This is a genomic window from Pseudomonas sp. FBF18 (genome assembly GCF_024261405.1).
Lineage (GTDB): Bacteria > Pseudomonadota > Gammaproteobacteria > Pseudomonadales > Pseudomonadaceae > Aquipseudomonas > Aquipseudomonas palmensis.
Window position 1 is genome coordinate 224,187 of the sequence record NZ_QKRS01000005.1, and the last position, 15,121, is coordinate 239,307.

Here is a 15,121-nt window from a genome sequence, read left to right on the forward strand (position 1 = left end):
AGGCAGGATAGTCTTGGGCCGATGAGCACTTGAGCGAGACATCCCTGCACATGGTTCGAATTTTTTTCTGGTTGCGCTCAAGCCCCGGGGCACTCGACCGCGTTTTCCGCGGGTTGGTTCCCGTGCTGCTGCTCGGGCTGCTCAACGGTTGCACCAGCCTCGGCTACTACAGCCAGCTGGCCAGCGGGCAATGGCAGCTGCTGCGCGCGCGCGAGCCGGTGGCGGTGCTGGTGGCCGACCCGGCCACCCCCCCTGCCCTGCGCCAGCACCTGGCGAAAGCGCAGCAGGCACGCGCTTTTGCCAGCAGCCACCTTAAGCTGCCGGACAACCGCAGCTACCGGGTGTACGCCGATATCGGGCGCCCGTTCGTGGTGTGGAACGTGTTCGCCACCCCGGAGTTTTCGCTGGAACCGCATACCTACTGCTTCCCCATCGCCGGTTGCGTGGCCTATCGCGGCTACTACAGCCAGGGTGCGGCGCGCGGGGCGGCGGCGTTGCAGAAGGCACAGGGGCAGGATGTGTATGTGGGCGGTGTGGAGGCCTATTCGACCCTGGGCTGGTTCGACGACCCGATTCTTAATTCGATGCTGGGCTGGGGCGACGAGCGCCTGGCCACGGTGATCTTCCACGAACTGGCGCACCAGCGCGTGTACGTGAAGGACGACACGGCGTTCAACGAGTCGTTTGCCACCTTTGTGGAGCAGGAAGGTTCGCGCCAGTGGCGCGCGGCCCGCGGGCTGGCGCCCTTGCCGCAGGGTGGAGCGCGCCAGCGTGACGAGTTCGTCGGGCTGGTGCTGGCCAGCCGCGAGCGGCTCAAGACGTTGTATGCACAGCCGCTGGACGAGGCGGCGATGCGCGCGGGCAAGCAGGCCGAGTTCGAGCGCCTGCGCAGCGAGTACCGGGTGCTGCGCGATGCAAGGTGGCAGGGCGACAAGCGCTATGACGCGTGGATCAACGCGCCGATGAACAACGCCAAGCTGCTGCCGTTCGGGCTGTATGACCAGTGGGTGCCGGCGTTTGCAGCGTTGTTCCGGGAGGTTGGCGGAGATTGGGCGGTGTTCTACCAGCGGGTCGAGGCCTGGGGGCGGTTGCCGTTCGAGCAGCGCCAGCAGGCCCTGGAAAGCTACGCCGGCAAGGCCGGCTCGCATCCCTTGTAAGAGCCGGCATTGCCGGCGAAAAGGCCCTCAGGACCGCATGAAGGCCCGATGCAGCTCGCCCAGCGTGTCGAAATGATACGCCGGCTGCTCTGCGGTCAGTTCCTCGCGGCTGCCAAACCCGTAGCCCACCGCCACTGCTTCCAGCCCGTTGCTGCGCGCGCCGATCAGGTCGTGCTTGCGGTCGCCGATCATCAGTGTCTGCGCCGGGTCCAGGTTTTCTTCGGCCAGCAGGTGCGCAATCAGCTCCACCTTGTTGGTGCGCGTACCGTCCAGCTCGCTGCCGTAGATGACCTTGAAATGCCGGGCAAAATCGAAGTGCCGGGCAATCTCGCGGGCGAACTCCCAGGGCTTGGAGGTGGCGATGTACAGCGTGCGCCCCTGCGCCTGCAGCCCTTCGAGCAGCTCGCTCACGCCTTCGAACACGCGGTTCTCGTACAACCCGGTGACCTTGAAGCGCTCACGGTAGAAGTTCACCGCCTGCCATGCCTTGGCCTCGTCGAAGCCGTAGAACTGCATGAACGCCTGCAGCAAAGGCGGGCCGATGAAGTGTTCCAGGCGGGCCAGGTCCGGCTCGTCGATGTCCAGCTTGGCCAGGGCGTACTGGATGGAGCGCGTGATGCCTTCACGGGGGTCGGTGAGTGTACCGTCGAGGTCGAACAGAATGGTTTGCTGGTGCATGACAGTCTCGAAAAAAGGGGGCTGTGGATAACTCACTCGGGCTGGTCGAAGCCTTCGGCCAGGTGCAGGTCCTTGAGCTTCACGTAGTTGGCGGCGCTGTAGGGGAAGAACGCGCGTTCCTTGTCGGTCAGCGCCCGTGCCTGCTTCACCGGGCTGCCCACGTACAGGAAACCGCTCTCCAGCGTCTTGCCCGGCGGTACCAGGCTGCCGGCACCGATGATCACCTCGTCCTCGACCACCGCGCCGTCCATGATGGTGCTGCCCATGCCGACCAGAATGCGGTTGCCCAGGGTGCAGCCATGCAGCATGACCTTGTGGCCAATGGTCACGTCATCGCCGATCAGCAGCGGGTAGCCGTCGGGATTGAACGGCCCGGCATGGGTGATGTGCAGCACGCTGGCGTCCTGCACGCTGGTGCGCGCGCCGATGCGGATGCGGTGCATGTCGCCGCGGATCACCGTTAGAGGCCATACCGAGCTGTCCTCGCCGATCTCGACATCACCCAGCACCACTGCGCTGCGGTCGACGAAGGCGCGGGCGCCGAGACGCGGAATGTGTTGCTGGAAGCTGCGGATGGCCATGAATAGTGTCTCTCTGTAAGGCTGATAGCTGCGGTCAGCGTCGATTGTAATTAAGATGGAGCGGTGTTTCTTCTGCCAAGGTGTTTAACCGTGAGTGCGAACAACCCGCTTCTGCAGTCTTATGACCTGCCGCCCTTCTCGGCGATCCGTGCCGAGCATGTGCTGCCGGCGATCGAACAGATCCTGGCCGACAACCGCAGCGCCATCGCCTCGATCCTGAAAACCCAGGGCCAGAACCCCACCTGGGCCGGCCTGGTGCTGGCCATGGACGAACTCAACGACCGACTGGGTGCCGCCTGGAGCCCGGTCAGCCACCTCAACGCGGTGTGCAACAGCGCCGAGCTGCGCGAGGCCTACGAGGCCTGCCTGCCGGCCCTGAGCGCCTACGCCACCGAAATGGGCCAGAACCGCGAGCTGTTCCAGGCCTATGAAGCGTTGATCGCCAGCCCCGAAGCCGCCGGCTTCGATGTGGCGCAGAAAACCATCCTCGAACATGCCCTGCGTGACTTCCGCCTGTCGGGTATCGACCTGCCGGCCGACCAGCAGAAGCGATATGCCGAGGTGCAGAGCAAGCTTTCGGAACTGGGCAGCCGTTTCTCCAACCAGCTGCTCGACGCCACCCAGGCCTGGACCAAGCACGTCACCGACGAGGCCGCACTGGCCGGCCTGACCGAATCGGCCAAGGCGCAGATGGCGGCCGCCGCGCAGGCCAAGGGCCTGGATGGCTGGCTGATCAGCCTGGAATTCCCCAGCTACTACGCCGTGATGACTTACGCCCACGACCGTGCCCTGCGCGAAGAACTGTACGCGGCCTACTGCACCCGCGCCTCGGACCAGGGCCCCAACGCCGGCCAGTTCGACAACGGCCCGGTGATGCGCGAGATCCTCGACCTGCGTCAGGAACTGGCCGAGCTGCTGGGTTATGCCAACTTCGCCGAGCTGAGCCTGGCCACCAAGATGGCCGAGTCCAGCGACCAGGTGCTGAGCTTCCTGCGTGACCTGGCCAAGCGCAGCAAACCCTTCGCCGCCCAGGACCTGGCCCAGCTCAAGGCCTACGCCGCCGAGCAGGGCTGCCCGGACCTGCAGAGCTGGGACAGCGGTTTCTATGGCGAGAAGCTGCGCGAACAGCGTTACAGCGTGTCGCAGGAAGCCCTGCGTGCCTACTTCCCGATCGACAAGGTGCTGTCGGGCCTGTTCACCATCGTGCAGCGCCTGTACGGCATCGAGATCGCCGAGGTGAAAGGCTTCGATACCTGGCACCCGGACGTGCGCCTGTTCGAGATCAAGGAAAACGGCCAGCACGTGGGGCGCTTCTTCTTCGACCTGTATGCCCGCGCCAACAAGCGCGGCGGTGCCTGGATGGACGGCGCCCGCGACCGTCGCCGCACGGCCGATGGCAGCCTGCAGAGCCCGGTGGCCAACCTGGTGTGCAACTTCACCCCGGCCGCCCCGGGCAAGCCGGCGCTGCTGACCCACGATGAAGTCACCACCCTGTTCCACGAGTTTGGCCACGGCCTGCATCACCTGCTGACCCGCATCGAGCATGCCGGGGTGTCCGGCATCAATGGCGTGGCCTGGGACGCGGTCGAGCTGCCGAGCCAGTTCATGGAGAACTGGTGCTGGGAGCCTGAAGGCCTGGCGTTGATCTCCGGTCATTACGAAAGTGGCGCTGCCCTGCCGCAGGACCTGCTGGAGAAGATGCTGGCGGCGAAGAACTTCCAGTCGGGCCTGATGATGGTGCGCCAGCTGGAGTTCTCGCTGTTCGACTTCGAACTGCACGCCAGCCACGGCGATGGCCGCAGCGTGCTGGAGGTGCTCGAAGGGGTGCGCGACGAGGTTTCGGTGATGCGCCCGCCGGCGTACAACCGCTTCCCCAACAGCTTTGCGCACATCTTCGCCGGCGGCTACGCGGCCGGTTACTACAGCTACAAGTGGGCTGAAGTGCTGTCGGCCGATGCCTTCTCGCGCTTCGAGGAAGAGGGTGTGCTCAACGCCGAAACCGGTCGCGCCTTCCGCGAGGCGATTCTGGCCCGTGGCGGCTCGCAGGCGCCGATGCGCCTGTTCGTCGACTTCCGTGGCCGTGAGCCGTCGATCGATGCGCTGTTGCGCCACAGTGGCCTGAGCGAGGACCTGGCGGCATGAGCAAGACCAAGAAACGCTTCATTGCCGGGGCCGTATGCCCGGCGTGCAGCGAGCCGGACAAGCTGATGATGTGGAGCGAAGACGGCGTGCCACACCGCGAGTGCGTGGCCTGCGGGTTCTCCGACACGCTCAACGAACAGGGCCTGTCGGTGCCCAAGGAACTGGGCACCCGCGTCAACCAGGCCGAGGCCAAGGCGCCCCAGCCTGCGGTGCAGACGGTGCAGTTCTTCCCCAATCCGAAGCTGAAGAAGCCCTAGCGGGCCGTGTGGCTGGTGCAGGGGCATACATAGTTAGCCCCTGGCGCACCGGCAACCCTTGAAAGTGACGGGACCTTCCCGTCACTCAAGGAGCTGCCCATGACCAGCAATCCCCTGCTCGCCCCCCTCGATCCGCCAGCCTACGCCGACATCCGCCTGGAACACCTGACGGAGGGCATCGACCAGATCATCCTCGACAACCACAACGCCCTGGCCCGCATCATCCTGGCCCAGCGTGGCCTGCCCACCTGGGACGACCTGGGGATGGCCATCGATGCACTGGATGCACGCCTCAACAACGCCGTGCGCCTGATCGTGCCCCTGTACACCCGCGGCGAGGCCTGGAAGGCCGCCGTGGACGAGTGCTGGCTCAAGACCCAGGCCTATCATCAGGCAAAGCTGCAGAACGCCACGTTGCTGGCGCTCTATCAGCGTCTGGCCGACAGCGCCCACGGTGCGCTGTTCAGCCACGAACGCAGGATGTCGCTGCAGCAGTCGATCAAGGCCTTTCGCCTGAGCGGCGCCGAGCTCGGTGAAACCGAGCGTGCCCGCCTGATGGCCCTGCAAACCAGCATCAGTGCCCAGCGCAACCTGTTCCTCGACAACCTGGCACACGCCACCGGCGCCTGGACCCTGCACATCACCGATGCCCGGCGCCTGCAGGGGGTCGACGCGCTGGAGACCGCCGCCATGGCGCGCAAGGCCCAGGCCAAGGGCCTCGAGGGCTGGCTGGTGACCTTGGAAGAGGCCCCGTGCCTGGCCATCCTGCAGCAGGCCACAGACCGCAGCCTGCGTGAAACCGTGTATCGGGCCTACCATGGCCGCGCGTCGGAGCTGGACGCAGGCCCCGACAACGGCCCGGTGCTGCTGGAGTTGCGACGACTGCGCCATGAGCAGGCGCAACTGCTGGGGTTTGCCAGCTTTGCCGAACTCAGCCTGCAGACCAAGACGGCAGAATCGACGCAACAGGTCACACGGTTTCTGCAGGACCTGAGCACCCACAGCGCCGCCTGGCGTAGCGCCGAAACCGCGCGGTTGCGGGCCTTCGACCAGCAGGCGCGCCTGGGTGGCCTGCAACCCTGGGACATCGCCTTTTACGCGCAGCGTGCGCATCGGCACCCGCTGGCGCTGTCTGGCGAGGAAATGCGTGGCTACTTCCCGCTGGAGCAGGTGGTGCTGGCCATGACGCAACTGGCCGATACCCTGTTCGGCGTGCAGATCACACCGTCCAGCACGTTGCAGGCCTGGCATGCGGATGTGCGGTGCTTCGAGGTAACCCAGGGCCATGCGTTGGTGGGGTACCTGTACATGGATGCGATCACCCGCCCGGGCAAGGAGGACTACGCCTGGAGCCTGCGAGTATGGAACCGCCACGTGGATGCCGAGGGTCGGTTTCACAAGGGCGCGGCGGCGCTGTTCTGCGCAGTCGAGCGTGGCGACGGGGTTGCCCCACCGTTGCTGACCCACCTGGACCTGCGCAAGCTGTACCACGAGTTCGGTCACTGCCTGCACCAGCTGCTGGTGGCCACCACCGATTACCGCCTGTCCGATATCGACAGCCTGGGGCCGGACGGGATCGAGTTCTTCAGTGAGCTGCTGGAGCGCTGGTGCTGGTCGGCCGAGTACCTGGCCGGTATCTCCCATCACTACCAGACAGGCAAGGCACTGCCGCAGTCCACGGTGCAGGCGTTTCTCGACCAGCAGAAACAGCAGCAAGGGCTCACGTTTGCCCGAGACCTGGCAATGGCGCGCCTGGACCTGCACCTGCATGGCGAGACCTACCCGGCTGCTGCGCAAAGCCTGCAGCAGCAGGTGGTGGAACAGTTCGACGCAGTGCTGCCCTGGCCGCTGGGCGATTTCGAGCGCCCGGCCCAGGCCTTCGATCACCTGGCCAGCGGCTACGAGGCGGGCTATTACAGCTACCTGTGGTCACGGGTCTACGCGATCGATGCCTTCGCCCGGTTCGAAGCCGAAGGCGTGCTCAACCCGGCCACCGGGCGTGCCCTGCTCGAGGCCATTGTTGCCCCGGGGGCCGGGCGCTCGATCACGGCAGGGTTCAAGGTGTTTCGCGGGCGTGAGGTGAGCCCCCTGCCGTTTCTGCAGTGGCATGGCCTTAACCCGTAGCCACGTCGGGCGCCGAGCGGTGCTGGAGGTCCTGGTGGCGATGAAGTACTGTATATAAAAACAGTACAGGGGTTCGCCATGTTCACTCCAGCGCCTGTGCGTGGTCGCGGTACCGCGCACAACCCGCACAACCGCTTCGCCCCTGCCCGCTCTGTGGCCGAGGATGATGGCTGGTACCAGGAGGTGCCGCTGACCCAGGGTACCGAAGTCCGCATCGAGACGGCCAAAACCATCATCACCCGTAACACCTCGCCCGACCTGCCCTTCGACCGCTCGATCAACCCCTACCGAGGTTGCGAGCATGGTTGGCTATGTTCAATGATAGGTTCCACGGCAAAAGCGGGTTTCCCGATTGCGAGACGCCGGAAAATGGCATGTTTTTCTGATCAAGGTGGATTTGAGTGTTGGGACTGTACCCGTGCAGCAGATCGCCGTATACGCGGTGTATGGCACTGCACCCGTAGGGTTGGGTAGAATCCACGAATGGTGCCACTGGTGAGCCACCACTCAACAATTTCTAAGGATGGCGAATGAAAAAATTTCTTCTTGTGCTGGCTGCTGGTTCACTGCTGAGTGGCTGCGTCACGCAGAAACCGCCGCTTTCGGACGGTCAATACACCGCATTCGCTACCCAATTGATTAGTATCATGAAATGTGTCAACAGCGGTTATATGTCGCCGGACGTTGGGGCACGCGGTCAGCAATACTCAATGGCCAATTTGAATACTTGGCAATTTGACCAGAATTACTTTATGAGCCGAGCACAACAGATAGGCAATTCGGTCAATCCATCGCAAGGCGACTGTAATATGTTGTCGATGAACATTGTGCAGACTAAAAATCAGATTGACGCTCAAAATCAGCAGGCTGCACAGGAAGCACAAGCTTGGCAAAACCTGCAAAATCAGCAGGAACAGAATAAAACCACTTATTGCAACCAAATCGGCACACAGACTATTTGCAACCGATACTAAATCAAGGCGTGCAGCGGCTCGCCTATTCTGGTGGTCGCTTCGCTTTAACATCACAAGCTGTTTTAAAGGTTAAATTTGTGCTAAATCCAAAATAGGTCTTTTTAGACCCATAACCTCATTCTCGCCGTATAGAATTAAAGTGCTATTTTCATAAAAAAAACTCAAAACTTTTTATAAATTTACAGCAAATTATTGAGTTTTCAACTTTCTCAAACCTTCAACTTATGGCTTAAATACGGCAAAAACAAGCTGTCAATAGCAAAGTGAAAATATATTTATGGTCCGACCTTGTTTGCATTTAGCGGCAAACCCTATTTGAGTTTTCCTTAATTGAGTTTTGCAACTAACTCCTCAAAAAAAATCATCAAAAATTTTCAAAAATCGCTCCCAGTTTTTTTTCAACTCAAAGCGTCGGGGATGGGTCACCTCACAAAATGAAAATTTTCAAACCCTGCCACTCGATTTGAAAAAAACACAATTCACAAAAACAAATAAAAAGCCCGTTGTTTTTTCTAAAAGCGAAGCTGCCAGATGCTTTTCAAAGTGTCACACACACGGTAGTAAATCGCTGGATTAACTTCGCTTTATGGTTTGCTTGATTGTTTTCAACATTCTTATATGGCATTTTCAAAGCCGGCAGGATGGTTTTAATGTCTTACTATCAACATAAAAAAATCCGCTTGAATTTGACTGGTTTAAATTGTTTTAGCGGTAAAGTCGCAGCATATGGCTGTATAGGTGTAGGGGTTAGGGGTTAGGTCATGCGATTGTATGGGGGGTACGTGTGTACGTGTGCGTGTCTTGAAAACCCTAAGGGGTTTTCGCTTTTAAAGCTTTACCAGCTAAGCTCTTTCAGGCATAGCTGGTCTTCCTTGTTTAAGAGTTAAAAACAAGTTCCGCTCGCCTGAATTTTCAGGGTCTAAATCAGTAATACTCAGTTTAGACTTTGAACACTTAATGGTTGTATTAGCACCACACTGGAACCCTGTTCAACATATATCTCTATATGGCTGGCGGGTTGAGAAATTTCCAGTATCCCCATTCTATTTCTCTTTGGCTACGCAACGGAACAATCACCTGAATTTCCAACATTGCTTACAGGTGTTAATACTGACTTTCTTATAGTTATGGAATTTTTCCAGCAGGAGGGACTTGAATGATTATAATCATATGTTATAACTTTAATTACAAGTTGAAACTGCTGGTATCAGTTCAACACCGAAGCCCAAATGTGTAATGCGTTTGGGCTTCACCTTTTATTATCGTATCACTTAATTGCATAAAGTCAAACAAAGCCCTGATAGGGCTTTATTTGTTATGTGCGTATTTATACTCTGAACCATGTTGGAATCGCTGTTTAATGGCATAATTCATGTCGTCTGCTACATCTGGATTGATTTCTTCAAGCCTGTCTTTAAGTTGGTATATGTTCTGCCTATGCATATATTGACTTTTTTGTTCCTCGTTTAATAGTCTTGGAATACATTTTTTGTCAAACACTCTATGCTCATCGATGCTATGGCTTGAATTTCCCGGCAAATGCATTTTTTTCAATGAATTAACTTCGTGCTCAATATCGCATATCAAAGCATTTTCTAATCGTTCAAGCACAACTGTTTTAAGCTCATTATCAACTTCATTATTTTGGATTTGGTCCAAAATCAATGCATGTATATCGTTGGGTTCTCCTTCAATACTTCCATCTAACGCCTCAATTACGCTGTCAATAATACCTGATATAAACCAGCTTTCTTTATAATCGGATATTAAATCATCAATCAAATCAGCATAGCTAGATGCATCAATGGTTTGTGGTTCCGATGATGTTAATTGTTCATTATTAAAATCTTCATTAAGGTAATCAATTAAATCGTCATGTTGATTTTCTTGTTCTTGATTTTCGAAGTCATTATCACCATTTTGCCACACCACCTGTTCAACTGGCTTTGACGTTGTAGGTTCGTCAATGTCTTGTATCTGTGGCCCAATATCAGCCATTTCTAGCGGTGTTGGTGCTGCTGGTGTGTCTTTGGACGGGATAGCTGTTTCTGGTGCTTCTGCGGCTTCGTGAACGGCTTCTATGACTGGTTTTTCCACCTTGGCGATAGCTAGCAAGGCACCATCAACTTCCTTGATTTCAATTTCTGTCTTGCCTTTTTCACGTAGGTAATCATTCAACTGTTTAATATCTTCTGCTGAAAAGTCCTTTACGTTGGGCATTTGATATTGAAAGCCTTCTTTATCAAACAAACCTAATTCAACTGATTGCTTAATGCTTTCAATACAAAAATTCTTGTTGGTGGATTCTGTTTTGATTGCCTCGCAAGGTGAATTATTGATTAGCACAATTAAGGCATCACGCACCGTTGATGGAGTTACTTCATAAACAGAAACAGAATGTTTTTCTTTGTCGTATGAAAACTTATCGTATTCATAACCCTTTTTAGATACTGAATAGTAACGAATAATATTTGAATGCTCTTGTGCTTCGTATTTCTTTAATCTCCATTGCATTGTGTCTTTTTTGGTTTTAATTCTTGGTTCAAAGTCAATTCGTTCGCCAACCCATGCTAGGCTGTGGGTGATTCTTTCAGGTTTGAATTCTGCCGCTTGCCTTACTATGTCTTTAAGCTGCTCATCGCTAAAATCTTTAAATTTAGTCTTTAAGTACTTCATTGAAAGATTAACTTGTGATGCTTTAAGTGAGCTGTCATTGCCATCAACAAATGAAAAAGCAAGATTAGCTGTATTATCATTATTTATGCGGATTCCAATGTTATTGGCCTTCAAGATTTGGAAAAGCTCTTGTGGTGATTTTGATCTTTTAGCGGTTGACCTGATGAAATCATTCATCGCTGTAAGTTGGTCAACTTTATCGGCATAAGCTGTTGGATTATGTTTTTTAAATCGTTGCAAATGAGCTGTGGGAGAATACTGAAAATCATCAAGACGTTGTTGTTCTGCTAATACGCACTTTCTATTTTCAACAACTTCAAGCCCGAATTGCTTTTCAAGCTTTGCTGCAACTCTCTCTTTCTTGTCAAAGTCATTGAACGCTTTTGTTGTGTAGCAATTTCCAAATTTATCTTTGTTTTTTACGACGATATGATAATGAAGCTTGCCATTATCAATGTGATAATCCGCTACGAATGTTCTTGAACCATAGACTTGTCTAACGTATGACTTGACTGCTTTAAAAGCTTTCTGCTTATCTTCTAGTGTTAGGTTATCAACATCAAAGTCATTGGGCGAGAAAGAAACAATATCGCATAATGCCGCATACTTTTGCCCCTTGCTTAAATCGTCCATAAAGTATTCAGCCATGAAATTACTATATGAAAGGTTGTCAGTGAATTTATTTACAAAAGGCAATTTGCATGTGTCAGGTTCGTTTTTGTGAAAAGCCTTATTCAAGAAATAGTCCAAATTGAAAACTATTTCTTTTTTACTAGATAGGTTGGCCGATAAGTCTCCTTCTGGTTTTTTGATTATCATATATCACCATTGTTGTTGTCCTTTTCTTTGTTGTAGATAACTCTACCTTGAAGATTTACACCATCAAGCAAACTGTTAACTCTGTCCATCAACTGCTCTGCCTGTGCTATTTTTTTGTCTAAATGCTCTAATGTGCTAGTAATGTCAATCTGTCTGCCGTTGTGAAATATCGCAATACCATTACTGTCAAACTTTTCTAACGCTGATGAAATACCACTCAGCGTAGTAAAGAGTTTGCCGGTGCCGCAAACTTCGTCGATAACCTTGGCTGCTTCAATTAGTTTAGGGTCTGTATATTCAATGCAGGATGTAACTCGCTTTTCAATTATTTTTTTAACAAGATTGCTTTTGTTGGTATTCGTTTTATCCACAAATAATTTTTTCATGAAAGCTGCACTATCACCTGAAAAGCGAAGATGAAAGCTTTCACCTCTTTTTTGTTCGGATAGTCTTGAATAGATTTTTTTGAACTCTTTCAACTCACTTTCATCTAGCTTGTTTTTTGGCTTGCCATTGAAATGCGTGACTAGAATCTCTTTTGTAATTTCACCTCTCTTTTGTTTTTTGGTATCTGTGTCTTTGACTTTCTTCATATTGAACTCCTAATGTATTCATTTGTTTTATGCTCCTATATTTTTCAAACGAAGTGCGAAAAATCAAGCGTTCTTGGGAACCAAACAATAGATAAATGGGAACCATTTAGCTGTTGGTTGGGAACCAAATAATGAATAAATGGGAACCATTTAAGAGTTATTTGGGAACCAAGAACATTGCTTGCCTAGATAAGTAACCTATATATAAAGTAACATACATTATAATGTTTTCAAGTAGGTGGAAATTTCAACGAAAATTTGAAATTGAAATTGTATAGCACAAAAGAAAGGCCACCGATTGGCGGCCATAATCTGGAAGTTAGCAGCAACTTACAAAGCAGTGAAAGTGTCAACCATGCAGTAGTATTTTAAAAAACAATCTGGTAAAAATCTAGGCGTCTGGATTTATGTAGTCCTTGTCATAGTTGTATATGGTCGTGAAATCTTCGGGCACATGGTCGATTACATAATCAATAACGTCACCATCACTATTAACTAGACGGCAAAGTTTGTTTGCGAACTCTATTTCAATCGCGGTATTCAGGAAATCTATGCGAATGTGTTTGATGATTTTCTTTAGTTCGTTGTTGTATTGCACTCGCTTCTCTACCGCTTCATTTGTGCGATCATAAATAATGCCGCTCACATCAATATCTTTTAAGCCCATAAAAGATTTTTCGGATATGTAAATCTGGTCAAGCTCTTTCGTTCTTGTGTCGATTTCACTGTCTATATGGTTGCGATTGCTCTCTAATTCTGCAATAACCTCATTATATGTGGAGGGTATAGTTTTACCGTCCAAAATCATTGTTTTAACTTCGACTTTGAAATCTTGTAGTCTGTTGGCAATCTGATTTCTTTTAGCTTCCAGTTTCAATACTTCCGTTTTAATTTCTTTTGCGTTTGTATTTTCTTCAAGCAAAGCGGAAACATTCAAGCCATCTGTAAAAGCAAAGAACATACCAAATAATTTTTTGCCACGAATAGATTGTTGACCAAAGTGGCTATTCAAGTCACATTTTCCGGTCATTGAGTTTGTGCAGATGAAATAGTCCCTTTCTCCCTTGTTCATATATCGAATGGTGCCACCACACCACTTGCAATAAATCAGGTCGCGAAAGACGTTATAACGTTGATTAGAATATCTACCGGCAAAAGGTCTTCTCGATTTGATGAGTTCTTGAACCTGATAAAATAATTGTTCATCTACAACGGCTGGGTAATAATTTGGAATTGAATCGCCTTCATCTTTTCTTTTTAACTGGCCGGTTTCATCATAGTGAATCTTTTGCGGGGAATGCTCGCCAATCAGCTTACGGTTAGATAATAGGTATTGGGTTTGGTGGATAGCGAGCTTTTCACTATAAAGGTCATTATATTCTCGCGTTGCTTCTTGAAGACCTTTTGAAAGCGAAAGCTTGAAAAGTGTGTTAATCCTTTCGACTTTTTCATGGTCAATGACAAAGGCGTTATTTTCAACCTTTAACCATGTTGGTACTTTTTTAGTGACGATTTCACCTTCACGCATTCTTCCGCGATTGATTCGCCAAGCCTTGCTTGAAAAATCGCTTTTCCGCTTACTCTCTGCGTTAGCCCGTTCAAACTCTAAAAGGGCATTGACCCAATCAGCGAAATCAAGGTTTTCTTCTTCATAAATTTTATTTTTATCAAGAATTACAATCTTGATGCCCGAAAAGATGAGATCGGTAAAAATTTTATTAGTGCGGACAATTTTGTCACGCGAAAGCCGGTCGAAGTTTTCGATCAATAGATACGAACCTTTGTCGATTTCGCCCATCCGCACTTCTTTCAAGAATTTACCCAATACACCTTCTGAACCGGCGTTTTTGCCGTGATATGCGGACGTACCGGCGTCTTCAAGGTGTCGATCCACTTCTAGCCCATGCTTGGACACAAAAGCGTCTATAAGCTCGTTTTGACGGTTTCTAGTGCTGCCATCTTCTTGGCGGGTCGATGAAAAGCGAACGTATGGATAACATTTTTTGGTCATTTTTTAATCAACCCAACCGATGGAACGTATAGCGTAGCATGTCTGCATCTATTGCTATGCCCGCCCCAGCCACGCCTACTGGGACCTGTCGCCGGGGCTCGATTTCGAGACCAAGCTGATCGCCAAGACCAACGCGGCGGCGGTGCTGGAACAACAGCTGTCGAAGAAAGGCTACGTGTGCGCCCCGATCAACCTGGGGTCCAACACCGACCCGTACCAGCCCATCGAGCGCGAACAGCAGCTGACCCGGCGCCTGCTCGAAGTGCTGCTGCGCTACCGTCACCCGGTCACCATCGTGACCAAGGGCTCGCTGATCCTGCGCGACCTCGACCTGCTGGCCGAACTGGCACAGCAGCGCCTGGTGTCGGTGATGATCAGCCTGACCACCCTCGACGACGAGCTCAAGCGCACCCTGGAACCGCGTGCCGCCGCGCCCAAGGCGCGGTTGCGGGCGATTCGGGTGATGCGCGAGGCGGGTGTACCGGTAGGTGTGCTGTGTTCGCCGATGATCCCGATGATCAACGACAGCGAACTGGAGCACCTGCTGGAGGCGGCCAAGCAGGCCGGCGCGCTGCACGCGGCCTACATGCTGCTGCGCCTGCCGCTGGAGGTGGCGCCGCTGTTCGAGCAATGGCTGCAGGATCATTACCCGCAACGTGCGACCCATGTGCTGAGCCTTATCCGTCAGAGCCGTGGCGGCGAGCTGTACGACAGCCGTTTTGGCGCACGCATGCGGGGCGAAGGCGTGTTTGCCGACTTGCTGGCGCAGCGTTTCGACAAGGCCATGCGCCGCCTGGGACTGAACCGGCTTGAAGGCCATGCACTCGATTGCAGCGCGTTCTGCCCGCCCGGTGGGCAGTTGTCGCTGCTGTAATGCATTAATGGGTAGTTGCCATTAATGCTTTTTTGCTAGTATTCGAGGCCCGCCCTTTTGTTCTGGAACGCCCGTTCTAGAGCCTCCAAATTCAGTTTGAGTTAAGTTTTTCCGCGTAGCGTGAAAAGCCAGGCAGCCGCACTGTGCTTTATTGAGCGTGAGCGACATCCAAGCTTCATTGCGTTGTCTGAATCTTGAACCGGTAAAATGGACTTACCTTCAAACCGTCAAAGAG

General features: G+C 52.9%; 10 protein-coding genes and 2 pseudogenes. 7 read left to right on the forward strand and 5 right to left on the reverse strand.

Going from position 1 to position 15,121, the window contains the following annotated elements:
- The first annotated feature begins 50 nt into the window (after nucleotides 1–50).
- Entirely contained in the window at nucleotides 51–1,157 is a 1,107-nt protein-coding gene (locus DN387_RS10835) for an aminopeptidase (RefSeq protein WP_054916039.1), read from the forward strand.
- 27 nt (nucleotides 1,158–1,184) lie between these two features.
- Here DN387_RS10835 and DN387_RS10840 read toward each other — a convergent pair whose 3' ends face one another.
- Both DN387_RS10840 and DN387_RS10845 read right to left on the reverse strand, forming a co-directional pair.
- Nucleotides 1,185–1,835, reverse strand: coding sequence for an HAD family hydrolase (locus DN387_RS10840; RefSeq protein WP_054916038.1), 651 nt, complete (start codon nucleotides 1,833–1,835; stop codon nucleotides 1,185–1,187).
- A gap of 32 nt (nucleotides 1,836–1,867) precedes the next feature.
- A complete protein-coding gene (locus tag DN387_RS10845) occupies nucleotides 1,868–2,416 on the reverse strand; it encodes a gamma carbonic anhydrase family protein (RefSeq protein ID WP_043862269.1) in 549 nt (182 codons plus the stop codon).
- A gap of 90 nt (nucleotides 2,417–2,506) precedes the next feature.
- Between DN387_RS10845 and prlC the strand changes: the two genes are divergently transcribed.
- The 5 genes and pseudogenes from prlC (at nucleotide 2,507) to DN387_RS10870 (ending at nucleotide 7,913) form a co-directional block, all read left to right on the forward strand.
- Nucleotides 2,507–4,558 (forward strand): oligopeptidase A, encoded by a 2,052-nt coding sequence (gene prlC / locus DN387_RS10850; protein WP_043862270.1) that lies wholly within the window; start codon nucleotides 2,507–2,509, stop codon nucleotides 4,556–4,558.
- A complete protein-coding gene (locus tag DN387_RS10855) occupies nucleotides 4,555–4,815 on the forward strand; it encodes a YheV family putative zinc ribbon protein (RefSeq protein ID WP_043862271.1) in 261 nt (86 codons plus the stop codon). The genes prlC and DN387_RS10855 overlap by 4 nt, the downstream gene beginning before the upstream one ends.
- 99 nt (nucleotides 4,816–4,914) lie before the next feature.
- The gene (locus DN387_RS10860; RefSeq protein WP_054916037.1) at nucleotides 4,915–6,939 is read left to right on the forward strand and encodes a M3 family metallopeptidase; all 2,025 of its coding nucleotides are present in this window, start codon (nucleotides 4,915–4,917) and stop codon (nucleotides 6,937–6,939) included.
- A gap of 78 nt (nucleotides 6,940–7,017) precedes the next feature.
- Nucleotides 7,018–7,245 (forward strand): annotated as a pseudogene (locus DN387_RS10865) (radical SAM protein); the annotation flags it as partial.
- Nucleotides 7,246–7,469: 224 nt separating this feature from the next.
- Nucleotides 7,470–7,913 carry a hypothetical protein gene (locus tag DN387_RS10870; protein WP_254506060.1) on the forward strand — a complete coding sequence of 148 codons (444 nt, stop codon included), beginning with the start codon at nucleotides 7,470–7,472 and terminating at the stop codon, nucleotides 7,911–7,913.
- A 1,308-nt stretch (nucleotides 7,914–9,221) separates the two neighbouring features.
- Here the strand turns inward: DN387_RS10870 and DN387_RS10875 are convergent.
- The 3 genes from DN387_RS10875 to DN387_RS10885 form a co-directional block, all read right to left on the reverse strand.
- On the reverse strand, nucleotides 9,222–11,408 hold the full coding sequence (locus DN387_RS10875) for a relaxase/mobilization nuclease domain-containing protein (protein ID WP_254506062.1): 2,187 nt from the start codon (nucleotides 11,406–11,408) through the stop codon (nucleotides 9,222–9,224).
- Nucleotides 11,405–12,001, reverse strand: a complete 597-nt coding sequence (locus DN387_RS10880; RefSeq protein ID WP_254506063.1) for a hypothetical protein — start codon at nucleotides 11,999–12,001, stop codon at nucleotides 11,405–11,407. The genes DN387_RS10875 and DN387_RS10880 overlap by 4 nt, the downstream gene beginning before the upstream one ends.
- Nucleotides 12,002–12,392: 391 nt before the next feature.
- A complete protein-coding gene (locus tag DN387_RS10885; protein ID WP_254506065.1) occupies nucleotides 12,393–14,012 on the reverse strand; it encodes a recombinase family protein in 1,620 nt (539 codons plus the stop codon).
- Nucleotides 14,013–14,055: 43 nt separating this feature from the next.
- Here DN387_RS10885 and DN387_RS10890 point away from each other — a divergent pair.
- A pseudogene (locus DN387_RS10890) lies at nucleotides 14,056–14,886 on the forward strand (PA0069 family radical SAM protein); the annotation flags it as partial.
- Between the last annotated feature and the right edge of the window lie 235 nt (nucleotides 14,887–15,121).